This is a genomic window from Streptomyces sp. NBC_01255, from assembly GCF_036226445.1.
In the GTDB taxonomy this organism is placed as follows: domain Bacteria; phylum Actinomycetota; class Actinomycetes; order Streptomycetales; family Streptomycetaceae; genus Streptomyces.
This window is the reverse complement of the sequence record NZ_CP108474.1, coordinates 1315952-1338306: the sequence shown is the minus strand read 5'-3', so window position 1 is coordinate 1338306 and position 22355 is coordinate 1315952. Positions and strand designations below refer to the sequence as shown.

The following is a 22355-nucleotide window of genomic DNA, read 5'->3' as shown; positions in this document are numbered from 1 at the left end:
GCGTCAACTGCGGAGCCATCGGACTGTCACGGGGCGCTGAGTCAGAGACGCGGTCATGTGGCACCAGGCGGGCAGATCGAGCGGGGCGGCGGGGTCGGTGGCGATGACGTGGACGACCGTGCCCGCCGCTGTGTCGGCAATGCGGGCGCGCAGCCTCAGCAAGAGGGTGACGCACAGCAGACCGGTGCCGTCGACGGTGATGTCCGCCGGCGGCGCGGGGGTCTCGGTCAAAGGGGCAAGGTCCGGGTGACGCGACACAGGCGGCGGGGCAGGTCGCCTTCCTCGAAGTCGTGGATCTCTTCGAGGGTCCAGCCGTCGGCGACGGCGTCGACCAGGTCGCGGCCGAAGAAATGGACGGCGAAGCCGCCGTGCTCGTAGAAGTCGTCGCCGGCCTGCCGCACGGTGTAGACGAACGCCCCGTCGGGCCGCGGGACACGGTGGACCTCGCCGACCAGGGCGCGGATCTCCGCCGTCGACAGCGCCATGCACAGCAGCATGTGCGCGAAGACCGCGTCCATCGAGTCGCCAGGCAGCGCCAGCGGCTCGCGCACGTCGTGCACCGCGGTGGTCATCCGCTCCTCGACGCCCTGGGAGCGGGCGACGTTACGCAGCTGCTCCAGCCCGGCGGGGCTGAAGTCGGTTGCCTGGACGGTGAAGCCTTTGTGGGCGAAGAACAGCGGGTCGCGGCCGTGCCCGGCTCCCAGCTCCAGCACGTCGTCGATCGTCATGCGCGAGCGGGCCGGGGTCTCGGAGTTCGGCACCGCCAGCCGCTTGGTCCAGGCCGGGACTGCGGGACCGTCGTAGCCGCGCTCTCGGCACCAGCCGAGCCAGGACAGAACCGTCGCGCGCCGGGAGTGCAGTACCTGCTCGCTATGCGACGCGTGGACGGACTGAATGAAGTCGGCCGCCTGGGCCTGCCTGACAGACCAGAGGGCAGCCACGTATTGAGCCTCGGCGGATATCTATGCTGCATCGCGGCCCTCGCCTGATCCCGACCACCATTCGCCTGAATCTTCGCCCCAGCACGCTGCCAACGAGACCACCGACGATCGCTAGTGCTGTGACCGCATAGGTTCGCCGGGTTGGTTGTCGTGGCGGTTGGATGTGCGGTGACGTCCGATCCAACCGCTGGAGGCGCGGTGGCCGAGCCTGTCCGTGTGCGCAGACTGACCGACCGGGAGGGGCAGCGGCTGAAGCAGATCGTGCGCCGGGGCAGCACCAACTCGGTGCGCTATCGGCGCGCGATGATGCTGCTGGCCTCGGCCGGCGGGAATCGGGTGCCGGTGATCGCCCAGCTGGTGGCGGCCGACGAGGACACCGTGCGCGATGTGATCCACCGGTTCAACGAGATCGGCCTGGCCTGCCTGGGCCCTCGGTGGGCGGGAGGCCGTCCCCGCCTGCTCAGCGATGACGACGAGGACTTCGTTGTCCAGACGGCCACCACCCGCCCCACCAAGCTCGGCCAGCCTTTCACTCGCTGGTCGCTACGCAAACTCGTCGCCTACCTGCGCACAGTCCACGGCCGAGTGATCCGTATCGGCCGCGAGGCGTTACGCGGCCTGCTCGCCCGCCGCGGAGTCACCTTCCAGCGCACCAAGACATGGAAGGAATCCACCGACTCCGACCGCGAGGCGAAGCTGGACCGGATCGAGCACGTCCTGGACCGTTTCCCCGACCGGGTCTTCGCGTTCGACGAGTTCGGCCCACTCGGGATCCGGCCCACCGCAAGCTCGGGCTGGGCCGAGCGGAAACACCCCGACCGGGTGAACGCGCCCGCATCCGAAGCGAGAAGGGCATCCGTTGGGGCGGACGCCCCCTCAACACCGCAGCCTGACCAACCGCGAACTTACACAGCCACAGCGCATCATCGGTCCGCTCGTGGCCAAGCGCGGACGACCGAAGCGTTGTGAAGATGATCTCGGCTGGGCAGATCCGGAGCCCCGAACGGGGCCGGTTCAGGAGAAGGACGGCGCCAGAGGAGAATGGCTCAGGAGGCGGACGGCTCGATCTCCCCCGCGAAGACGATGACCTGGTCGATGAGGCTCCGCCGCAGATGGACGACGTCCGTTCCCGCCAGGCGGGGGCCTCCATCCGGCGTCGTGAAGACCCACTGGTACCGGGCCCACTCGTCCGGCATGTCCACCGCCGAACAGCGCACCATCGTGCCGGTCCCCGCGGGGTGGCGCCGGATGTCCAGCACGAACCGCTCGACCGCCTCGATCCCCTCACTGCGGCCCAACGGTCCCCAGAAGACCACGTCCGAGGTGAGGGCCTGGGAGAGCAACGCAGTCACATAGCTGTCGTCCGAGGCGTTGAACGCGGAGATGAACGTGTCGATCGCGGACCGCGCGGTCTCTTCCTGCATGCACCAGTAATACCAGTCGTCTCGCGGAACGCGCTCGTCCCGTGAGCCGTCCTCCGACCACGGTGAACCATCCCGGTCACAGCACTAGCACTGCCACCAGCGCAGCGAACAGTCCGGATTTCCCCTCGAAGTAGCTTCTGATCATGACCATATGCGCGTCCTGCACCGACCAGTGATGCCGGCGGGCACGAAGAGGCGCCCCAGCCTCGGGAGAGACTGGGGGCGCTGCTCAGACTGCTAGGTCGTGCTCGCCGAGCCAGAGTTCCTCGGTCGACAGGTCGTCGTAGTGGTACAGGGCGATGAGGTAGTCCTGGACCCGCCGTTCCTGGTCCATGCCGTGGAGTACGCCCAGGACGTACACGACGACGGCCAGGCGACAACATCACCGGACTGCTGAGACTGGCTGGAGCGGGAACCTGCCATGGGTACGGCGCCCGGAAGATGACGAGGACTCCGGCCTCGGCGGGCGTGAGTCGCAGTCCGCCCGGCTCGCGGACCGTATGCGGGTCTTCCCGGCCAGGCACCACGAAGGCTGGTCTGACGAGAAGGTGTTGCCGAGCATCTCCGTCTCGATGCCCTCGGAACTCCTCGGTGCTCTGCGCACGCGCACCGGCAAGCGCGGCGTGTCCGCCTACGTGACCGCAGCAGTCCGGCCCCAGCCGGCGATGGACGGCCTCGCCGAGATTGTGGCTTCCTGCGAAGCCGAGCACGAACCGCTGAGCGAGACCGAAGTTCAGGCCGGGCAACGCGACCTGTTCGGTGACGCACCGGCGCCGTACGCATCCGGCGACAGCGCCGCAGGAAGGGAGCCGCGGCCAGGTCCCTGGTTTTGGACTCCCAGGCGCTGTCGGTCGCTGCTCCTGCGCAACGACCGACAGATGGTCATCCGGATCGAGGCCGCCCGGCGCGTAGGCGTGCCCGTCCTCGTGTCGGCCCTGACGGTGGTGGAGCCGTCTTCGGGAAGACAGGTACCGCCCGGCTGCGCTGGGTGCTATTCCGGTTCAGGTCCACGACGTCACCCAAGTGGACAGCTTTACTGCGGTGCAGCTGATGAGTGATGCCGGCGGCCTGCACGGCCACAAGTACGCCATTGGCGCTCTCGTGGCCGCGATGGCGCTCCGCTCCGCAGCTCCACTGGAACGCGGCCTTCGGCCGCGACGACTGGTCGAAACTGTGCGGCGACCGAGAATCGATCAAGCTGTCTGAGCTCGGCGTCCGCCCCTTGACCGGAGGTGTTCAGTCAGTTCACGCGGAAGGTGGCTTCGTCGATCAGGAAGGACTCTGCAGTGAGGCCATGGGGGCGAGCTTGTTGGACTCGGATACTGCCGCGATCCAGGAGAATTCGTTGTTGTCGCTGAAGTAGTAGTACGTGGAGCCGTTGGGCATCATCGCGATGGTGATGCCTCCGTATCCGGACATGAACGGTACGTGGAACGGCTGGGTGTAGGCGGGGTTGTCTGCGGCCGTGAACTCCCGGCCCCAGAAACCGTTCTGGTAGCGCATCGGTGTGCTGCCGGTCGTGGTGGCGCCGCGTTCTGACGGGTTCTGCTGCATGGAGTCGGCCAGCAGGCCCGGGTGCAGCACCTGGGTGCCGGCCACCGCGCCGGCATCGTTGTTCAGGAACTTGGCGAACTTGGCGACATCATCCTTGGTCCAGAACATCCCGTACCCGCCGAAGGGGACGCCGACCGCGCTGTTGTCCGTACGGGAGGAGACGCGGGCGTCCGGGCTGATGCCGATCGGGGTGAGGACCTCGTCGCGGAGCATGTGGAACAGGTCCGCGCCGGAACCTGCCTTGTTCTGGAGGTAGTTGTTCATGGCGCGGGCCGCCAGGAAGGTGTCGGAGGAGTGGTAGACCCACTTGCTGCCCGGGGTGGCCTTGCGTGAGAAGGACAGCGCCTTGTCCATCTTGGTGGCGTAGGGCTCGGCGAGGAAGAAGGCGGTCATGGTGCTGCCCGCCTCGTCGGTCTCGTAGCGCGCCGAGGTGTAGTTGCCGGTGGTCATGTCCAGGGCGTGGTCGACGGTGACATTCGACCAGGCGCTCTTCCCGGCGGTTTCCGGTATCAGGTCGGTCAGGCGCTGGTCCGCGACACCGGTGCCGTAGCGCTGGGCGAGCCGGAGCAGGGCGGTGCCGGCGAAGGCGGACTTGGCGGTGGAGTAGGAGGGCAGCAGCATCTGCCCGCAGAACGGGTACTGGCCCCGCCTGGTCTGGCAGCCGCCGACGTAGTTCACGCCGTCGTAGTAGAAGCCGTAGGTGCTGAGCGCGGTGGGGGTGATACCCGCGCCGAACTTCGAGGTGTCCACGCCGGCGCCGGGGTGGTCGGTGGCGAGCTGCGCGATGGGTTTGGTGGGCAGCCGGCCTGCGACCTCGGCCGCGTAGGCGGCGCGTGCGGCTTCGCCGTCGGGAACGGTGCCCGGCTGGTAGGTGGCGGCCACCTGGCCCCACATGTCGAACTGGTGGTAGGCGCAGGTTTCCGCGGTGATCTGGTAGCGGACCTGGGAGATGGAGGATGCGTCGAAGAGGAAGGAGAGCACCCCGTTGTGCACGCAGTTGGCGTTCCGTTCGACCAGTGCGAAGGGCAGCGCGGCGCGCGTGCGGCCGCCGTCGCCGTCTTCCTGCCAGGCCCGGCCGGCCCCCACGGCGAGGTTCCAGGAGGCGTTCCCGGTGTAGCGCAGCCCGCGCACGGTGGGGATGAGGTGGCTGCCGTTCTGCACGAGGGTGGCGCTGAACGGGGGGAGGTGCTTGGTGGCCTCGGTGCGGGAGTAGCCGTTGGGGTCCTTCAGCTTGCGGTAGCCGCCGGCCGTGGCGGTGCCGTTGAGGGTCAGAGTGCCCTCGAAGGTGTGTGCGGGCGGGGCCGCCTCGGCGGGCAGAGCGAAGGCGCTGTCTACGACGGTGTCGGTGGGGGTGGCGCTGGAGAGCTGAGCCGCGGTGAGGACCGCGCGGGGCACGGCGCCATTGCCGGTGAGGGGGTCGCCCGGCACGGGGGCCGCGCTTTCGGCGAGCGCGGGGGATGGAATGGTGAACACGCCGGCGAGCAGCACGGTGAGCAGTGCCGTGGCTGTTGCAAGACATCGCATACCGCGTGGGCGGCGGGTGGGCGGACTGGAGGTCATGGATGTCCCTCTTCCGGGCGGGGTCTGTTGTTGCGGCATGGTGGGTGCGCGCAGCGAGAGCTGTCCAATGCCTGTCAGGACTGGCCATGGTGTCTTAAAAGCATCGGGCCAGGTTCTTTGGCGGAGTACGCCGCATCGCGGGTCGGTGGACGAGAAGCCAGGTCCGCGTGAACTCGCCGAGAACGCCACAGCTGACCTGCCACCCAGATCGGATGCTGCTCGAATCGCCGGGTCCAGCTGTCCGGGCGAGACCACGCCGGCCTGCGGGGTCGGCAAGCGGCTGGGCGGCTCGCTGTGCATGTCTTCGACGAGCTCGGTGTACCGGAAGGCGCCGATCGCCGGTGGCGCAACCGCATGACCGAGAGGCGGGTGCGTCGTGCGCTGGAGTACCAGGACCGGGACGTCGACCTCCTGAGCAGGCTCACCGTGCGAGGGTCGCGGGGATGTTCCGGTGGTTGGTGCCGGCCTCGGCTGGGCCGCCTGGCACAGCAAGCAGGCGGAGGATTCCCGATCCCGAACCGACGCCGTCATCGACGACGGCAGCCGGGTCCGTATGTGCCCGGCACCGCTGGACGGGGTGGAGCGCCGACGACCGGCGATGGTGCAGCCACCTGCTCGACACCACGGACCAGCGCGTGCCGGAATCGTGGATCAGGTCGAGCGATGGGTCTGCGAGCAGCGCGCTGTGTTCCGGTCCGGCCGTCTCCCTCTGTCGCGGGGCCGGCTGGACCAGACACCATCCCGAGCCGGCCACGACTCCTGAACGGCTTTCGCACCAGAACGGCCCAATGCCGGCAGGTTCAGCTCCCCGCTGCCTGCGGCCCGTACTGCTCGACGCAGAAGCGTGCCAGGCCGGTGGCGAAGGACTCGATGGTGCGGAGCGCGTAGTGGCCGGCGTCCCAGGCCGCGTGCAGCCGGATCTGCAGGGGCTCCCCGTGCCGGTCGAGGATCAGCAGGGGGTGCAGGCCGAAGCGGGGGTCGTCGGAGACGACGGCGATGCCGTGACCGGAGGCGGTCATCGCCTGGGCGACCTGCGGGGTGTCGCACTCCAGGACGATGTCGAGGGAGCTGCCCGCGTCCTGTACCGCCTGGTCCAGGATGCGGCGGGTGCCGTGCGCGAGGGTGAGGACGATCAGCGGCTCACCGGTCAGCTCCTGGATGGTGATCCGGTCCCGGCCTGCCCAGGGGTGTGTGGGCGGCACGTAGGCCCACAGCGGCAGACGGGCTACGGGCAGCCCGGCGTAGCGGTGGCGCGGCGGGGCTGAGGAGATCGCCACGTCGGCGCCCCGGGTGAGGGCCTGGTAGGCGCGTACCGGGTTCTCCGCCTGCACCGTGACCAGGGGATCCTCTGGACCCCAGGTGGCCAGGAACGGGGCGATCACATCGGTGATGGTGGTGGCGGGGGCCGCCACGGTGAGCCGCATCGCCCGCCCGGACGCCAGCGAGCTGGCCGCGGCGAGGGCGGTGTCGGCGCGGGTCACCAGGTCCCGGGCGAGGGGCAGGAATCGGCGGCCGGCCGCCGTGAGTTCCATCCGATTGCCCGTGCGGTCGAACAGTGTCACTCCCAGGGACGCCTCAAGTCCACGCAGTTGGCGGGAGAGCGAGGGCTGGGCGATATGGACTTCGGCTGCCGCCCTGGTCACCGAGCCGCTCTCGACGACCGCCAGGAAGTAGCGCAGCACCCTCAGCTCCACAGCGAACCTCCAACCCATGCCTCACAGGCATGAAAGTCAATCCCATCAAGTATTTGAGGTTATAGCTCACCCGGCCCATTGTTGCCTCACTGTGAACAGCCGGCGAATGCGCCTTCCCGAGGAGCGAACTCATGGCCACGTCCCGAAGAACACCCGCCGCCGCCGCTCTGGTGGCCTGCGGTCTGCTCGCGTCCGCATGCAGCGGTAGCGGCAGCGGCACCGACAGCGGCACCGGGCAGATCCTCAATGTGGCGACCACCGCCGAGGTGACGACCTGGAATCCGGTGAAGTCCTTCTCCACCGAGGTCTACTACCTCAGCAACGTCTACGAGCCGCTGCTGTGGATGAACCCGCCCGGCTCGAAGGAGCGCTTCCGCCCCGCCCTCGCCGAGCGCTGGGCGTCCTCCGCCGACGCCAGGACGTGGACCTTCCATCTGCGCAAGGGGGTCACCTTCCACGACGGCGAGCCGATGAACGCCGCGGCGGTCAAGGCGTCCCTGGAAGCCTCCGCCAAGGACGGCGGCGCAGCCTTCATCTGGTCGACACTGGACACCATCGAGACACCGGACGAGCACACGGTCGTGCTCAAGCTGAAGAGCGCCGCCCCGGTCGACATGATCGCCTCGTCCATGTACGGGGCATGGATCGTCAGCCCCAAGGCCCTGGCCAGGGGCGAGGACTACTTCGCCAAGGGCGTTGACGCAGGCACCGGCCCGTACCGGGTCTCGGAGTACCAGGCCAAGAAGAGGGTCGTACTGAAGGCGTACGACAAGTACTGGGGCGGCTGGAAGGGCGAGCGCTACCGCACGGTCGTCGCCAGGATCACCGCCGAGCCGACCGCGCAGGAGCAGATGCTCCAGTCCGGCCAGGTCGACTACGCCGCCGCGCTGCCACTGGAGAACGTCGCCCGGTTGAAGAAGGACAAGCGCTACACCGTCACCGAGTGTCCCACCTTCCAGAGCCACACGGCCTTCTTCAACACCACCAAGGGCCCGCTGAAGAACGTGAAGGTACGCCAGGCGCTGGCGCAGGCGATCCCGTACGACGACATCGTCAAGGTGGGCGCCGAAGGCTTCGGCGCCCGGGCTCGCGGTGCCGTACCGGCCGGCGCCTTCCCCTACGACGAGCAGCTGCCGCAGACGCCGTACGACCTGGAGGCCGCCCGTCGGCTGCTCACAGAGGCCGGATACGAGGGCGGCAAGGGCCTGAAGCTGACCCTCAGCTACGCGGCGGAGAACGCACAGCAGGCCAAGTACGCCCCGCTGATCAAGGACTCCTTCGCCAAGGTGGGCGTGTCGGTCGAGCTGCAGCCGATCCTGTTCAACCAGCAGTGGGAGAAGGCCAAGGCGGACCCGGCCAAGGCGCAGGACATCTTCCTGCTGATGTACTGGCCGACCTATTCCGACGCCGGCTCGGACAACCTGGTCTCGCTCTTCCGCAGCAGCGACAAGCCCTTCTTCAACCTCAGCTACTGGAAGGACGCCACGTACGACAAGCTCGTCGACGAGGCCGGCGCCCACACCGCCACCGACCAGGACAAGGCCGCCGCTCTGTACGGCCAGGCGCAGCGGCGGCTGCTGGAGCAGGCCCCCGGCGCGTTCCTCTACGACATGCGCACCCCCGTCGTGATGAACAGCGAGGTCAAGGGCTTCGCCTGCAACCCGAACTACTCCTTCTCCATCCCCTTCCACCAGCTGCACCGCGGAGCCAGCTGATGCCGCGCTTCCTACTGCGCCGACTGCGAGGCTCCCTGCTCGTCCTGCTCGGGGTCAGCGCGATCACCTTCGTCATAGCCCGGGTGATCCCCTCCAACCCCGCCCTCACCTACGTCGGCGCCAAGGCGACGCCCGAGGAAGTAGAACGGGTGACACACGCCCTCGGCCTCGACCAGCCTCTGCCGGTGCAGTACCTGTCGTATCTGCGCAATGTGCTGACAGGGGACTGGGGCACCTCCATCGCCACCAAGCAGCCGGTCCTCGGCGAGCTCGGCGACCGGCTGCCCGCCACCCTCGAACTAGTCGGCGCCGCCATGGCGGTCGCGCTGGTGCTGGGCGTCACGCTCGGCTGCATAGCCGCGGTGCGGCCCGGCAGGCTGATCGACCAGGCGGTGCGGCTGCTGTCCATCGCGGGCGTATCGGTGCCCGCCTTCTGGCTCGGGCTGCTGCTCCAGCTGCTGGTCTTCGGCCGCCTGGGACTGCTGCCGCCCACCGGACGCATCGACAGCGATCTGGAGTTCACCGCGCCGATCCACTCGATCACCGGACTGAACACGGTGGACGCGCTGCTCACCGGCAACGGGGCGGCGCTGGCCAGCGCCTCGGCGCACCTGATCCTGCCGGCCCTCACACTGGCCGCCTACCCGCTCGGCGTCGTGGCCCGCATGACCCGCACCAGCATGCTGGAGGCGCTCCAGCAAGACCACATCCGCGTCGGCCGCGCCTACGGCGTCCCCGAACGCACCCTCGTCTGGCGCGTCGCCCTGCGCAACGCCCTCCCACCCACCGTCACGGTGCTCGGCCTGACCGCCGCCTACGCCCTGACCGGCGCCTTCTTCGTCGAAGTGGTCTTCGACTGGCCGGGCCTCGGCCAGTACGCCTCCTCCGGCCTGCTGAGCCTGGACTACCCGGCGGTCATGGGCGTCACCCTCATCGGCGCCGTCGCCTACGTCCTCGTCAACCTCGCGGTGGACCTCGTCCACGCGCGCCTCGACCCGCGAGTGAGGCCGGCATGAGCCACAGCCCGCAGACCATCCCGCCGCGCAGCGCCCGCTTCACCGCCCTGCTCCGCGACCCGCTCGCCGTCCTCGGCCTGGTGCTGCTCGCGGCCCTGGTCGCCGCCGCCCTGCTCAGCCCCTGGCTCGCCCCGCACCCTGATCAGGGCGCCGGAGCCGCCGAGGTCGCCGCCCGCCACCTGCCACCCGGCGCCGGCCACCTGCTCGGCACCGACAACCTCGGCCGCGACGTGCTCAGCCGCATCATCTACGGTGCCCGGCCGGCGCTGACCGTACCGCTCCTCGTGGTCGGGCTCGCCGTGCTGGTGGGCGTACCGCTGGGGCTGATCGCAGGCTTCCGCGGCGGGCGCGTGGGCGAGGCGATCATGCGGCTGTGCGACATGTTCCTGGCCTTCCCGCCCCTGCTGCTCGCCATGGCCATCGTGGCCACCCTCGGCCCCGGCCTGGAGCACGCCGCCCTCGCGCTGGCCATCGCCTGGTGGCCCTGGTACACCCGGCTGGTCCAGGGCATCACCGCATCCATGCGTGAGCGGCCCTTCGTCGAGGGAGCGCGCGCCCTGGGGCTCAAGGACCGAGTCGTCATGGTCCGGCACATTCTGCGCAACGCCGTCTCACCGATTCTGGTGCAGGCCACCGTCGACATCGGCACCGTGATCCTGGCCGCCGGATCACTGGCCTTCCTCGGCCTGGGCACCCGCCCGCCGCAGGCGGACTGGGGCCTGATGGTCGCCGAGGCCCGCGGCGACCTCCAGACCCACTGGTGGGCGGCGCTCTTCCCGGGCCTGGCGATCCTCCTCACCGTGCTGGCCTTCAACCTCTTCGGCGACGCTCTGCGTGACGTGTTCGACCCACGCACGGAAGCCCGCTCCGCCGCCGCGCGCCGTGGCCTGCGCACACTGGCCGGGCAGGCCGCCGCTCTGTTGCGGCGCCAGCCGGAGGGGAAGGACACCGACGCGGCGAGCCCCCTGCCCGCCACTGAGGACGAGACCGCGCCCGGCCCGGGCAAGCAGCGCGCAGACGGTCAGGCGGCACCCTTGCTGGAGATCTCCCGGCTGCGCGTCACCATCGGCGACGCCGCCGTCGTACGCGACGTCTCCCTCCGCGTGCGCGCGGGCGAGGTCGTGGGGGTGGTCGGCGAGAGCGGCTGCGGCAAGTCCCTGACCGCCCTCAGTGTCCTCGGCATGCTCCCCGCCGGAGCCGAAACCTCCGGCGCCATCCGGCTCCAGGGCCAGGACCTGCGGGCCGCCGGCTTCCACACGATCCGCGGCCGGAAGGTGGCCATGGTCTTCCAGAACCCCGCCGCCTCCTTCGACCCCGTCACACCGCTCGGCCGCCAACTCGACCGACTGGTACGCCTCCACCAGGGCGGCACCCGGACCGAAGCGGCCCAGCAGGTGAGCACCGCACTGACGGAAGTGGGCCTGGACGCCGAGCGCGTCACACGCTCCTACCCCCACCAGCTCTCCGGCGGCATGCTGCAGCGCGTCATGATCGCCGCCGCTCTGCTGTGCCGGCCCGATCTGCTCATCGCCGACGAACCGACCACCGCCCTGGACGTCACCGTGGCCAAGGAGTTCCGCTCCCTGCTGCGCCGCCTGCAGGCCGAGCACGGCTTCGGAGTCCTGTACATCACCCACAACCTGGGCGAGGTCCGCGAACTGTGCAGCCGGATGTACGTGCTCTACGCCGGTCAGGTCGTCGAATCAGGCCCGGTGGCTGACGTACTGGACACCCCGGATCACCCCTACACCCGCGCCCTGCTCGCCGCCCTCCCCGACCGGGCCGCCCCCGGCAAAGCGCTGCCCTCCATCCCCGGCAGCGTGCCTGACCGCCCCGACCTCCTCACCGGCTGCCCCTTCGCCGACCGCTGTGCCCACACCACCGAGGCATGCGCCACCCCGCCGCCTCTCAACGCCGCCGGAGCGCGGGCAAGCGCCTGCCACCTCACCCAGCCGAAGGGAGTCCCCGCGTGATCCTCGACGTACAGCAGCTCGTCAAGACCTTCGGCTCGCACACCGCTGTCGCCGGCGTCGACCTCAACATCACCGCAGGAGAAGTACACGCGCTGGTAGGTGAGTCGGGGTCGGGCAAGACCACCCTCGCGCGCTGCGTGCTGGGCCTGATCCCGCCCACCTCCGGCACCGTGCACATCGCGGGCCGCCCGCTCGCCGGGCTGCGCCGCAAGGAGTTGCGGCGGCTGCGCCACCAGGTACAGATCGTCTTCCAGAACCCCTACGCCGCCCTCAACCCCCGGATGACCGTCCGGCAACTCATCGCCGAGCCACTGCGCGAAGCCGGCCGGCCTGTCACCGACGTCACTGCGGAACTCGCGCGCGTCGGCCTGCCCGCCACTGTCCTCACCCGCTATCCCCACCAGCTCTCCGGCGGCCAGTGCCAGCGCGTCGCCATCGCCCGCGCCCTCGCCGTCGGGCCCTCGCTGCTGGTGCTGGACGAACCCACCTCCGCCCTCGACGTCTCCGTCCAGGCCCAGATCCTCAACCTGCTGCTCGACCTGCGCGAGCACAGCGACCTCGCCTTCCTCCTCATCACCCACGACCTGGGCGTGGTCCGGCACATCGCGGACCGGGTCAGCGTCATGCTGCACGGCGAACTCGTCGAGACCGGGCCCACCGCCCAGGTCCTGGACTCCCCCCAGCACCCCTACACCCGCAGGCTGCTCGACGCCGTCCCCGGGCTCCGCCCACCGGACGACACCCCGCCGAGCACACCCGCAGCCGCCACCGCACAAGGAGCTCTCCAGTGAGCCGAATCCTCGGCGTCGCCCTCGCCCAGGTCGCACCCGTGACCGGCGACCCCCAGGCCACATTCGCGAAGTTCAGCCGCGAGGTGCGCTCCCTCAAAGCCCTCTCCCCGTCCATCGACCTGGTGGTCTTCCCCGAGCTGTACCTGAGTGCCTTCGGCAGCTTCGACGCCCGCCACCCGGCCGGCTACCTCGACCGCCTCGCCGAACCGATCCCGGGCCCCACCACCGACGCGGTGTGCCGGCTCGCGGCCGACACCGGGCTGTGGATCGTCCCCGGCAGCATCCCGGAGCGATCGGCCAAGGGCGTCCACAACACGGCCGTCGCCATCTCCCCGCAGGGCGAAGTGGTGGCCTCGTACCGCAAGATCTTCCCCTGGATGCCGTACGAGACCTCCGTGCCCGGCGACACCTACGTCACCTTCGACATTCCCCAGGTAGGCCGCTTCGGCCTGGCGATCTGCTACGACGGCTGGGTACCGGAGATCTCCCGCACCCTCGCCTGGATGGGCGCCGAGGTCATCATCCAGCCCACCTACACACGCACCTCCGACCGCGAACAGGAACTGGTCCTCGCCCGCGCCAACGCCATCACCAACCAGGTGTACGTCCTCAACCCGAACATCGGCGGCCTCTTCGGCACCGGCCGCAGCATCGCCACCGACCCCGAAGGCCGCGTACTGGCCCAGGGCGGAGCAGGCGAGGAGTTCCTCACCTTCCACCTCGACCTCGACCTCGTGGCCACCACCCGTGAACGCGGCACCCTCGGCCTGAACCCGCTGTGGAAGCAACTGCGCGACGCCCCGCCCCCCTTCCCGCCCGCCACCGAGGGCTACGACAAGGGTCAGATCATGACCGGTCTCGGCCCGCTGCATCCCGCCCGGGCCGGATCGACAGGAGCCTGAGACACCCAGAGGTCCCGCGGTCGCGACCGACAGCCCGGCGCCTGACGACCGGCTCGGCAGCGGGCGCCGAGTCTCCGTTGCCGAGCCCTCCCCGAGCCGCCGTTCAGATACCGCTCCAGCGGTCGGCAGCTGCTTCACGAGATGTGGCCGCCCATTGCGCCCGGGTCCGCCCAGTCGCTCCGCCGGGCCTGCCGTCTGCCCCTCATGTGCCCGCTGACCTCCCCGGAGAACACCATGCCCGACCACCTCGCCACTACACACCAGGCCGACCGGCTGCGCGAAGCAGCCGGCAAGCACCTGCTCCTGCACTTCGGCCAACACGCGAGCCTGCGCGGCGGTCAGGGAATGTTCCTGCCCGACCGGGCCGACGGCGTCTACGTCTACGACGCGACCGGAACCCGCTATATCGACGGCCTGTCCGCCCTGTTCTGCGCACAGCTCGGCTACTCCTACGGCCCCGAGTTCGCCAAGACGGCCGAACAGCAGCTCAACCGCCTGCCGTTCAGCACTCTGTGGAACACCGCGCACCCCGCCGCCATCGAGCTGGCCGAGCGGCTCGCCGCTCTGGCACCCGACGGAATCAATCGCGTGTTCTTCACCTCCGGCGGCTCGGAGTCCGTGGAGTCCGCGTGGAAGCTCGCCCGCATGTACCACGTCGCCCAAGGCCAGCCTCAGCGCACCAAAGCCATCGCCCGCCGCACCGCCTACCACGGCGTGACCATGGGCGCCCTCGCGCTCACGGGGATCCCGGCACTCAAGGAGCCGTTCGGCGCGCCGGCCTTCGAAGTCATCCACGCACCCAACACCAACCGCTACCGCACCACCGACACCGACGAGGACGCCTTCACCCGGCGGCTGCTGGCCGAAACCGAAGCGGCGGTACTGGAGGCCGGCCCGGAGAACGTGGCCATGCTCATCGCCGAGCCCGTGCAGAACTCCGGAGGCTGCTTCACGCCTCCGGCAGGCTACTGGGCCGGACTCCGGGCGATGGCAGACCGACACGGTTTCCTCCTGGTCGCCGACGAGGTCATCACCGGTTTCGGCCGCATCGGCGAATACTTCGCCGTGAGCAAGTACGGCGCGATCCCCGACATGATCACCACAGCCAAGGGCCTCGCCTCGTCCTACGCCGCGCTCGGCGCCGTCCTGGTGTCCGACAAGGTCTCCGCGCCATTCTTCAACGACGGCGTGACCCTTCTGCACGGGCTGACCTTCGCCGGGCATCCGGTCGCCGCCGCCACGGCCCTGACCAATCTCGACATCTTCGAACGAGACGGTGTCCTGGACAACGTCCGTGGCCTGACCGGCCACCTCCACAAGCGGCTCGCCGAACTGACCGATCTGAGCATCGTGGGCGACGTACGCGGTGACGGCTTCTTCTGGGCCCTCGAACTCGTCGCCGGAGCGGACGGCCGACGCTTCACCCCTGAGCGCCAGGACGAACTCGTCAAGCAGTTCCTTCCCGCACGCATGCGCGGCCTCGGACTCCTGGCCCGCGCGGACGACCGCGGCGACCCGGTCGTGCAGATCGCACCACCCCTGATCTCCACCCGTGACGAACTCGACCACATCGTCGATCTGTTGGGACAGGCCCTTACTGATGCGGACCGCTATTTCCTCAACGCCCGCTGACCATCAGCACTCACGCCGCTCGTGTGGAACAGCTTCAAGCCAGACGCCTCCCCTCTTCGTCTAGAGGATCGGCATCGTCGGGCGGTGCAGATCTGTTTCCTCAGGGGCACGAAGCCGTGAAGAAGGCGTGTAAGGCGGCGGCAGTTTAGGGACGGGGCCGCGGTTACCGAAACCGGGGACCCGCCGAGTACCTGCAGCTCAGCTGCCACTTCCTTACGGCTCGTCGAAAGGCAACACAGCGACGACCTGCAACCTCACCTGTAATTCGCCGGGCACTACATGCGCCAACCTTTAGAGGTCTAACAAGGGCGTTGGACGTGTCGGTGGGTGATGAGGCAGGTGGCGAGGCCAAGGAAGGCTTCGTGGATGTCGTCTCGTCGTTCCCATCGAACGCGTAGGCGTCGGAATCCGTGCAGAGCCAGGCGATGGTCCGCTCAACGACCCATCGGAACACTCTGAGGCCGGAGCCATGGGGGGACACTGCGGCGGGCGATCACCGGTTTACACCCTGGGCCCAGACGAGGTGGCGGAAGTTGCCGTGGTCGTAGCCGTGGTCGGCCAGCAGCATGTCGGGGCGGCAGCGCGGCCGACCAGGCTGGCAACAGCCGGAACCTTCGCGAGCAAGGGCAACAGTCGAGTGACGTCGTTGCGGTTTGCGCCGGTCAGGGACACGGCGAGCGGGGTGCCCTGACCGTCGCTTGGCCCATGGGTCGTCGGAGGCGAGGGCGACGTAGCGGCGTTCGTGGCCGACGAGGGCGTGGGCGTAGCGGCGGGTGTCGCAGGGGGTTCGGAGGACGGCCAGGTCGCACAGGCCCTCGGCGAGGCCGCCGGTGGGGGTGTTGTGGCGGATGAGATGGCCGTTTCTCGCCGACCTGCTCGCGCTGCGCCGGGTCCCCGCCCGCTTCTTCGGGATCTTCATGAGCGTCAACCCGGTGTTCGCCGCTCTGATCGGCGTACTCGTCCTGGACCAGCGCCTTGGTGCGGCATCGTGGCTGGCCATCGCCGTGATTGTCACCGCCAACGCTGTCTCTGTGGGCGCCGCCGCCGGCTACTCGAAGAAGACCGACCTCTTGCGGTGAACCCGCGCCGGGCGCCCGCATCCCCGTGTGTGCCTTCGCCCTCCGCCATGGCGACGTACGGGCCCTTCCCGACGGCGGTATTTCCGCGCGAAAGAAGGTACGCAGCCCGCCTGGGTTCATGGCGCCGGTACGGCACCGATCTGCAGCATCACGCCGAGGAGGTCGGGCTGACCGCGTTCGCCGACGATCCGGCCGTCGGCCAGATAGTAGAAGTTCATGGCCTGCACCGAGATCTTGTTGCCGCTCGCGGGGACCCCGAAGAATTCACCGTCGTGGGTTCCCCGCATGGTGAACCGCGCGGCGACCGTGTCGCCTTCGGTGACCGTCTCCTCCAGCGTCCACTGGACGTCCGGGAAGCCGCTGCGCATCATCCCGAGGACTTCCATGTACCCCTCGGGCCCCCGCAGCGGTTCCGGGTGACTGGGTGCGTGGAACACCGCGTCCGGAGAAATGACCTCGCGAGCGAGACCCTCGTCGCCCGTGTTGATGAACTCGACGAAGCGGTTCATCACTGACTCGCTGGACTGCGCCGGCATCGTGCTGTGCCTCTCCAAAGACGATGGGTGATGTCCAGGAGCGTAACATCGAATCGATGTTTACATCGATTCGATGCAGTCATGCGAAGATGGACTCATGCTCGAACTCGCGATACTCGGTTTCCTGGCCGAGGGACCCATGCCCGGACACGAGCTGCGCCGCCGCGTCTCACAGCTGACCGGCTACACTCGGCCGGTCAGCGACGGCAGCCTGTATCCGGCGATCAACCGTCTGACCAAGGCGGGCTTGATCGAGCGGCGCGCCGACCCGGCCGCGGGGGCGGCCCGGTACGTGCTCAGCCTGACCCCGGCCGGGCGGGCCGACATGCTTCAGCGCCTGCGCAAGCCCGCCGACCACGAGATCACCGACTTCACCCGGTTCTACATCGTCCTGGCATTCCTCTCCCACCTGCCCGACGTGGCCGAACAGCACGCGGTGCTGCGCAGACGGCTGGAGTTCCTGGAAGAACCGGCGAGCTTCTTCTACGACGACGACCGGCCCCTGCGTGCCGAAGAGATCGCCGACCCCTACCGGCGCGGCATGCTGCTCACCGCCCGCGCCACCAGCCGCGCCGAACGGACCTGGCTGCGCGAGACCCTCGGCGAGACACCGCCCGCATTCGACACCGGATGCAACGACAGCGATCCGCATGCGCCCGCCGCTCCCGCGGGCTGACCGCACACGGAGGTATCTCCATGCTTGCTTCCTGGTACGACGACCAGGGGCCCGCCGCCGATGTCCTGCACGTCGGCGAACTTCCTGATCCCATCCCCGGTCCTGGCGAGGTCCGCGTCCGTGTCACCGTCTCGGGCGTCAACCCCGGCGACACCAAAAAGCGGCGCGGCTGGCTCGGCTCGTCCATGCCCTACCCGCGGGTGATCCCGCACAGCGACGCCGCCGGAGTCATCGACGCCGTGGGCACCGGAGTCGACGCCCGCCGCGTCGGGCAACGGGTCTGGGTGTACGGGGCCCAGTCCTACCGCCCCTTCGGCACCGCCGCCCAGTACACCGTCGTCCCTGCGGATCTGGCCGTCCCGCTACCCGACCACCTCGGCGACGATCTGGGCGCGAGCCTCGGCATCCCCGGTATCACCGCCCACCGCACCGTCTTCGCCGACGGCCCGGTCGACGGCCAACTGGTCCTGGTCCACGGAGTTCTCGGCGGCGTCGGCTCCCTGGCCGCCCAACTCGCCCACTGGGCCGGCGCCACCGTGATCGCCACCGTCCGCCGAACCGCGGACCTCGAGCGCGTCGACCCGGCCGTCGTCTCCCACGCCGTCGCCCTGGACACCGGCGACCCCGCCGCTGCCATCCGCTCGTACGCGTCGCGCGGCGTCGACCGGATCATCGAGGTCGCGCTGTCCGACAACGCCGACCTCGACAACGCCGTCGCCGCCAACGAGGCCGTCATCGCCGCCTACGCCACCCGCGCGGACCGCACCGAGATCCGTTTCTGGCCCCTGCTGTTCAACAACGTCACCCTGCGGCTGCTCGGCAGCGACGACTTCCCTGCCGAGGCCAAGCGCCAGGCCGCCCGCGACCTCACCTCCGCAGCCGCCGTCGGCGCACTCACCGTCGACGTCCGCGAGCGCTACGCGCTGGACGACATCGCCAAGGCCCACGACCACGTCGACGCCGGCGGTGGCCACGGCCGCATCCTGGTCACCATCCCCCGATAGCGCAGACTCGGAACGCTGCTCCCTCATCAGCAATCCCGCCGGCCACACCAGAGTCGGCAGATCGCGGGCTTACGCGACCTTCCGGAAGCGCCCGCGGATCGTGGCTGCCCGTCGGCGCTATCCGCAGTCACAGGATGGCCTCAGCCGATACCGACATACGGCACCCCCAGCCTGCTCAGCCCTCACGACTAGATTCACTGTCAGAGAAGTCGAAACGGCTGGGTTCGATGTCAAACGACTCGATTGGATGTGTAGGGTCTCGTGCTTCGTGGCACAGGCCAGGCTTCTGACCAGCTGCCTTCAAGCTGTCTCACAGCGATGGCACCCGGTTCAATCTCACGAAGGTGGCACTCCCTCAGAGTGCTCGGCGCCCAGTGGTGGTTGGTCTGCGCGGGTGGCGGCCATGCTGCGTCACATCGCCTACGACATCAGTGAACTCGCCCGCGCTCGCAGCATCGAAGACTTCGAGCGGGTACGTGCCCGCAACGATCCGCGGGCGGAACAGCGCCGACGCTTGGCCGAACCGGATACGATCTTCGCCGAGTTCTGCGCCCGCGCCAAGAGGCCGTCCCCGTCCAGCCGGCAGTGCGCAGATGCCTGGACCGCCTACTAGGACGAACTGCTGCTGCGGGGAATCGGACGAGGATCCCTACATGGCGTGCACCCCCTTTCCGCAGCGGCAGGCCCTGACTCGAGAACAGCCGCACACCCCCGCCGTTGCCCCCTGCCGCCAGAAACACCACGGAGCCGACACGCATGAGCACACCCCCACCCTCCATGCCCGGGGCGCCGTCCTGGCCGCACTGCGGTGAGCAACCCTCCAACCCCGTCGGTTGCCGCGGCAGACTCGTCCCCGGCTTCACCGCGTGCTTCGCCCACATCGCCGACACCGACCGTGCAGCCTACCTGGTCAGCCTGAACCCCGGCGCCGCCATCGACCACCGCGGCACCCCCTTCACCGAACCCCTTCTCAATGCCCTCCTCAACGCCCTCCGCGACCCTGGCACCGGACACCCCCGCCTCGGCCATGCCCAGTTCGAGTCGGCGACCTTCGAGGACTGTGCCTTGTTCGGCTCGACGTTTTTCGAGGGCAGCGCTGCGTTCGGTTCGGCGACTTTCAAGGGTGACCATTGCCTGTTCGACCGCGCGACTTTCAAGGGCGACGCCAACTTCGAGTCGGCGACCTTCAAGGGCCGCGCCGAGTTCGGTCTGACGACCTTCGAGGACATCGCCACGTTCGGCCAGGCGACCTTCGAGGTGGGCAGCGCCGGGTTCGGCTCAGCGGACTTCGAGTCGGCGACCTTCAAAGGCCGCGCCGAGTTCGGCCTGACGACCTTCGAGGGCCACGCCGGGTTCCAGTCGGCGACCTTCGAGGGCGACGCCGGGTTCCTCATGGCGACCTTCAAGGACAACGTCAATTTCGGCTCGACCACCTTCGAGGGCGACGCCCTATTCATGGACGCGACCTTCGCGGCCAACACGTGGTTCGGCTCGGCGACCTTCAAGAGCGACGTCTCGTTCGAGCAGGCGGCTTTCGAGCGAGCGGCCAACCTTGGGCCGCTGGTATGCGACGGGACGGTAGTGCTGTCCGGGGCAGTGTTCAGCAGCCCGGTGACCCTGGAGATCGCCGCGCGCCGCCTGGAGTGTCAGCGGACCCGGTGGGAATCGACGGCGATCCTGCGCCTGCGCTACGCCACAGTGGACCTCAGCCACGCGGTCCTGTCCTCTCCCGTGGCCGTCACCGCACACCCTGCTCCCTTCGCCGACGGAGGCGCGCCGGGTGAGTGCCTGCTGGATGGCCTCTTGTCCCGGGTACGAATAGCCTCGCTGCAAGGCGTGGACGCCGCGCACCTCGTTCTCACCGATACGGACCTGACCGACTGTCTGTTCTCCGGTGCCTTCCACCTCGACCAGCTCCGGCTGGAAGGCCGCTGCGCCTTCGCCCCCACCCCAACCGGCCCCCACCGCCGCCGCATGTGGCCATACAGGTGGACCCGCCGGCGCACCCTGGCCGAGGAACACCACTGGCGAGCCCAGACCGCTGGCCAGCCCGCCCTGGCCCCGGACCACACGCCTTCACCCCGTCTATGGCGTACCGGGCCACACCACCCCGACCCCGACCTCACCCCCGACCCGGAAGACGTGGCTGCGGTCTACCGGCAATTGCGCAAGGCGTTCGAGGACGGCAAAAACGAGCCGGGCGCCGCGGACTTCTACTACGGCGAAATGGAGATGCGCCGCCACGACCGCACCGGCACCCCGCGCGGCGAACGCAGCCTGCTGTGGGGCTACTGGCTGCTCTCCGGCTACGGTTTGCGCTCGTCCCGCGCCTTCGCCTGGCTGCTTGCCGCCATGTCCCTGACCGTGCTGCTCCTCATGGGCTTCGGTCTGCCCACTCACGATCCCGATCCCGCCACCACCGGAACTCTCACTCACGGCAAGATCGCCCTCAAAACCAAAGCCCCCGACCCTGCCCTGACCGGCGACTGGCATCAACGCATGACCTGGAAGCGCGCAGAGAAGGCGGCCCGCGTCGCCGTCAATTCGGTGGTGTTCCGATCCACGGGGCAGAACCTCACCACTGCCGGCACCTACATCGAGATGACCTCCCGCCTCTTGGAACCCACTCTCCTGGCCCTTGCCGTCCTTGCCGTACGAGGACGCATTAAACGCTGACCCCCCACCGGGCCCCGGTCCGTCATCACCCGAAGGGGCGCAGCTCCGACCAGGTGTCCTGTCACGTCGCGTCTGTCAGATGGCGAGCCCTTGACCTGCTGGGGTGTCAGGTCGTTTGCAATTGCTGGGGGGGGGCGGTGTTCTCAGTCGACCTGGCTTTCGCAGAATCGGGCACTCAGGGCTGCAGAGTGTATCGGGCGTTCTCGTACATCCAGGTGGTTCCTGCGCGGCTGAAGAAGCAGTCGGCGAACTTCAGAGCGCTGTTCCATGCCCAGCTGGTGCAGCCGTGGCCGAGGCACTTTTCCGGGAAGTAGGGGTTCATGGAGTCGGCGTAGAAGGGGTTCGGCGTGAACTTCCGCTCCATGAGCCCAACCACCAAGTTGTGCTGGTCAGTACTTCGCCGCTCATCGCTGTGCTCGGGGCGCCACTGAGGTTTGTAGTGAACCAGCTCGTTGCGCAGCCTCATGAGCAGAGCTGCTTCGCTGAAGGGACGGGCGCCACGGTCGAATTGCTCCCGCCCGAGCAACTGCAGCACCTTCTGGTATCGCTCAAGCGTTTTGGACTCCTTCGAGAGGTCCCTGCCAGCGGCCGTGATCTGCTGCCGTTCGTTCAGCTCCAGTCCTGTCCGGGCTTCGGCGCCTTCGACGTGCGCGAGGTCGTCTCTTGAGGCCGTGAGGATGAACTCGTTGATGCATGCCTCGATGAAGGCTCCGGACGCGAGCACGGAAGATGTCGCGTAGGAGCGGTGGTCCGACCTGGTACCGATGGGCGCGGTGTCTTCGTCACCGGAGCTCGGTGCCAGGGCTTCCAGTTCGCCGCACTTGCGGGAGAAAGAGCTCGCGGCGCGGGCGTGGTCCAAGGAGAAGTAGTGCCAGACCCAGATCGGTACGCGGTTGTCCACAACCCAAGCGTAGACACGATGCGTCCGGATGCCGCCGTTCAGCAGTGCCGCAGCGAGAATACGACACCGCGAATGAGAACGAGTGAGAATCCGACAGCTTCAATGCGACAAGACACCAAGGAGTCTCACAATGACGGCATAAGTGCCACCGATGTGCCATCGGGGCTGAGATTGTTCCGCAAAATTTGAGACCCTACAGGATGACAAAGGACACAGTTCGCCTGAGGCAGACAGGAAAGATCCACGGAAGACTGGCCAACGGGTTTGGGGCATGTCAACGT

General features: G+C 68.8%; 18 protein-coding genes and 4 pseudogenes. 14 read left to right on the top strand and 8 right to left on the bottom strand.

What is annotated here, in order from left to right:
- Positions 1 to 3: 3 nt before the first annotated feature.
- Together OG357_RS05670 and OG357_RS05665 are read right to left on the bottom strand one after the other, a co-directional pair.
- Positions 4 to 231: a sulfurtransferase TusA family protein gene (locus OG357_RS05670; RefSeq protein ID WP_329620081.1), complete on the bottom strand. Its 228-nt coding sequence runs from the start codon at positions 229 to 231 to the stop codon at positions 4 to 6.
- Positions 228 to 941, bottom strand: coding sequence for a class I SAM-dependent methyltransferase (locus OG357_RS05665; protein WP_329620080.1), 714 nt, complete (start codon positions 939 to 941; stop codon positions 228 to 230). The genes OG357_RS05670 and OG357_RS05665 overlap by 4 nt, the downstream gene beginning before the upstream one ends.
- A 198-nt stretch (positions 942 to 1139) precedes the next feature.
- Here OG357_RS05665 and OG357_RS05660 point away from each other — a divergent pair.
- A pseudogene (locus tag OG357_RS05660) lies at positions 1140 to 1772 on the top strand (helix-turn-helix domain-containing protein); the annotation flags it as partial.
- Between the two features lie 215 nt (positions 1773 to 1987).
- On the opposite strand, the gene OG357_RS05655 reads toward OG357_RS05660, so the two are convergent.
- Complete coding sequence (locus OG357_RS05655) at positions 1988 to 2365, bottom strand: nuclear transport factor 2 family protein (RefSeq protein WP_024757633.1); 378 nt, start codon at positions 2363 to 2365, stop codon at positions 1988 to 1990.
- Between the two features lie 572 nt (positions 2366 to 2937).
- Here OG357_RS05655 and OG357_RS05650 point away from each other — a divergent pair.
- Both OG357_RS05650 and OG357_RS05645 read left to right on the top strand, forming a co-directional pair.
- Positions 2938 to 3165 (top strand): annotated as a pseudogene (locus OG357_RS05650) (hypothetical protein); the annotation flags it as partial.
- Positions 3166 to 3188: 23 nt separating this feature from the next.
- A pseudogene (locus OG357_RS05645) lies at positions 3189 to 3563 on the top strand (DNA-binding protein); the annotation flags it as partial.
- 71 nt (positions 3564 to 3634) lie between these two features.
- On the opposite strand, the gene OG357_RS05640 reads toward OG357_RS05645, so the two are convergent.
- Entirely contained in the window at positions 3635 to 5479 is a 1845-nt protein-coding gene (locus OG357_RS05640; RefSeq protein WP_329620079.1) for a serine hydrolase domain-containing protein, read from the bottom strand.
- Between the two features lie 800 nt (positions 5480 to 6279).
- On the bottom strand, positions 6280 to 7173 hold the full coding sequence (locus tag OG357_RS05635) for a LysR family transcriptional regulator (protein WP_329620078.1): 894 nt from the start codon (positions 7171 to 7173) through the stop codon (positions 6280 to 6282).
- 131 nt (positions 7174 to 7304) lie between these two features.
- Here OG357_RS05635 and OG357_RS05630 point away from each other — a divergent pair, with 131 nt between their 5' ends.
- The 6 genes from OG357_RS05630 to OG357_RS05605 all read left to right on the top strand — a co-directional run bounded on the left by OG357_RS05630 (position 7305) and on the right by OG357_RS05605 (position 15202).
- Positions 7305 to 8888, top strand: coding sequence for an ABC transporter substrate-binding protein (locus OG357_RS05630; RefSeq protein ID WP_329620077.1), 1584 nt, complete (start codon positions 7305 to 7307; stop codon positions 8886 to 8888).
- Positions 8888 to 9904: an ABC transporter permease gene (locus OG357_RS05625; protein ID WP_024758431.1), complete on the top strand. Its 1017-nt coding sequence runs from the start codon at positions 8888 to 8890 to the stop codon at positions 9902 to 9904. The genes OG357_RS05630 and OG357_RS05625 overlap by 1 nt, the downstream gene beginning before the upstream one ends.
- Positions 9901 to 11877 carry a dipeptide/oligopeptide/nickel ABC transporter permease/ATP-binding protein gene (locus OG357_RS05620; protein ID WP_329620076.1) on the top strand — a complete coding sequence of 659 codons (1977 nt, stop codon included), beginning with the start codon at positions 9901 to 9903 and terminating at the stop codon, positions 11875 to 11877. The genes OG357_RS05625 and OG357_RS05620 overlap by 4 nt, the downstream gene beginning before the upstream one ends.
- Positions 11874 to 12668 carry an ABC transporter ATP-binding protein gene (locus tag OG357_RS05615; RefSeq protein ID WP_024758429.1) on the top strand — a complete coding sequence of 265 codons (795 nt, stop codon included), beginning with the start codon at positions 11874 to 11876 and terminating at the stop codon, positions 12666 to 12668. Before OG357_RS05620 ends, OG357_RS05615 begins: the two co-directional genes overlap by 4 nt.
- Positions 12665 to 13570, top strand: coding sequence for a carbon-nitrogen hydrolase family protein (locus OG357_RS05610; protein WP_024758428.1), 906 nt, complete (start codon positions 12665 to 12667; stop codon positions 13568 to 13570). The genes OG357_RS05615 and OG357_RS05610 overlap by 4 nt, the downstream gene beginning before the upstream one ends.
- A gap of 234 nt (positions 13571 to 13804) precedes the next feature.
- On the top strand, positions 13805 to 15202 hold the full coding sequence (locus OG357_RS05605; protein WP_329620075.1) for an aminotransferase class III-fold pyridoxal phosphate-dependent enzyme: 1398 nt from the start codon (positions 13805 to 13807) through the stop codon (positions 15200 to 15202).
- Between the two features lie 688 nt (positions 15203 to 15890).
- Here OG357_RS05605 and OG357_RS05600 read toward each other — a convergent pair.
- Positions 15891 to 16058, bottom strand: a pseudogene (locus tag OG357_RS05600) (LysR family transcriptional regulator); the annotation flags it as partial.
- Between OG357_RS05600 and OG357_RS05595 the strand changes: the two are divergent.
- The gene (locus OG357_RS05595; RefSeq protein ID WP_443066633.1) at positions 16051 to 16281 is read left to right on the top strand and encodes an EamA family transporter; all 231 of its coding nucleotides are present in this window, start codon (positions 16051 to 16053) and stop codon (positions 16279 to 16281) included. The pseudogene OG357_RS05600 and the gene OG357_RS05595 sit on opposite strands and share 8 nt — an antisense overlap.
- A 116-nt stretch (positions 16282 to 16397) precedes the next feature.
- Here the strand turns inward: OG357_RS05595 and OG357_RS05590 are convergent, their stop codons facing one another.
- Complete coding sequence (locus OG357_RS05590) at positions 16398 to 16790, bottom strand: ester cyclase (protein ID WP_329620074.1); 393 nt, start codon at positions 16788 to 16790, stop codon at positions 16398 to 16400.
- 124 nt (positions 16791 to 16914) lie between these two features.
- Here OG357_RS05590 and OG357_RS05585 point away from each other — a divergent pair, with 124 nt between their 5' ends.
- From OG357_RS05585 to OG357_RS05570, 4 genes are all read left to right on the top strand, one after another.
- Complete coding sequence (locus OG357_RS05585) at positions 16915 to 17493, top strand: PadR family transcriptional regulator (protein ID WP_329620073.1); 579 nt, start codon at positions 16915 to 16917, stop codon at positions 17491 to 17493.
- A gap of 20 nt (positions 17494 to 17513) precedes the next feature.
- Positions 17514 to 18497 (top strand): NADPH:quinone reductase, encoded by a 984-nt coding sequence (locus tag OG357_RS05580; protein ID WP_329620072.1) that lies wholly within the window; start codon positions 17514 to 17516, stop codon positions 18495 to 18497.
- 403 nt (positions 18498 to 18900) lie between these two features.
- Entirely contained in the window at positions 18901 to 19110 is a 210-nt protein-coding gene (locus tag OG357_RS05575; RefSeq protein ID WP_329620071.1) for a hypothetical protein, read from the top strand.
- Between the two features lie 143 nt (positions 19111 to 19253).
- The gene (locus OG357_RS05570; protein WP_329620070.1) at positions 19254 to 21173 is read left to right on the top strand and encodes a pentapeptide repeat-containing protein; all 1920 of its coding nucleotides are present in this window, start codon (positions 19254 to 19256) and stop codon (positions 21171 to 21173) included.
- Positions 21174 to 21348: 175 nt separating this feature from the next.
- Here OG357_RS05570 and OG357_RS05565 read toward each other — a convergent pair whose 3' ends face one another.
- Positions 21349 to 22074 carry a hypothetical protein gene (locus OG357_RS05565; protein ID WP_329620069.1) on the bottom strand — a complete coding sequence of 242 codons (726 nt, stop codon included), beginning with the start codon at positions 22072 to 22074 and terminating at the stop codon, positions 21349 to 21351.
- Positions 22075 to 22355 lie beyond the last annotated feature (281 nt).

What these genes read in the sequence shown, in the direction of transcription:
- OG357_RS05655 (WP_024757633.1), bottom strand. Translation starts at nt 2,365, where the DNA reads ATGCAGGAAGAGACCGCGCGGTCCGCGATCGACACGTTCATCTCCGCG.
- OG357_RS05640 (WP_329620079.1), bottom strand. Translation starts at nt 5,479, where the DNA reads ATGACCTCCAGTCCGCCCACCCGCCGCCCACGCGGTATGCGATGTCTT.
- OG357_RS05630 (WP_329620077.1), top strand. Translation starts at nt 7,305, where the DNA reads ATGGCCACGTCCCGAAGAACACCCGCCGCCGCCGCTCTGGTGGCCTGC.
- OG357_RS05625 (WP_024758431.1), top strand. Translation starts at nt 8,888, where the DNA reads ATGCCGCGCTTCCTACTGCGCCGACTGCGAGGCTCCCTGCTCGTCCTG.
- OG357_RS05620 (WP_329620076.1), top strand. Translation starts at nt 9,901, where the DNA reads ATGAGCCACAGCCCGCAGACCATCCCGCCGCGCAGCGCCCGCTTCACC.
- OG357_RS05605 (WP_329620075.1), top strand. Translation starts at nt 13,805, where the DNA reads ATGCCCGACCACCTCGCCACTACACACCAGGCCGACCGGCTGCGCGAA.
- OG357_RS05595 (WP_443066633.1), top strand. Translation starts at nt 16,051, where the DNA reads ATGAGATGGCCGTTTCTCGCCGACCTGCTCGCGCTGCGCCGGGTCCCC.
- OG357_RS05590 (WP_329620074.1), bottom strand. Translation starts at nt 16,790, where the DNA reads ATGAACCGCTTCGTCGAGTTCATCAACACGGGCGACGAGGGTCTCGCT.
- OG357_RS05585 (WP_329620073.1), top strand. Translation starts at nt 16,915, where the DNA reads ATGCTCGAACTCGCGATACTCGGTTTCCTGGCCGAGGGACCCATGCCC.
- OG357_RS05580 (WP_329620072.1), top strand. Translation starts at nt 17,514, where the DNA reads ATGCTTGCTTCCTGGTACGACGACCAGGGGCCCGCCGCCGATGTCCTG.
- OG357_RS05575 (WP_329620071.1), top strand. Translation starts at nt 18,901, where the DNA reads ATGCTGCGTCACATCGCCTACGACATCAGTGAACTCGCCCGCGCTCGC.
- OG357_RS05570 (WP_329620070.1), top strand. Translation starts at nt 19,254, where the DNA reads ATGAGCACACCCCCACCCTCCATGCCCGGGGCGCCGTCCTGGCCGCAC.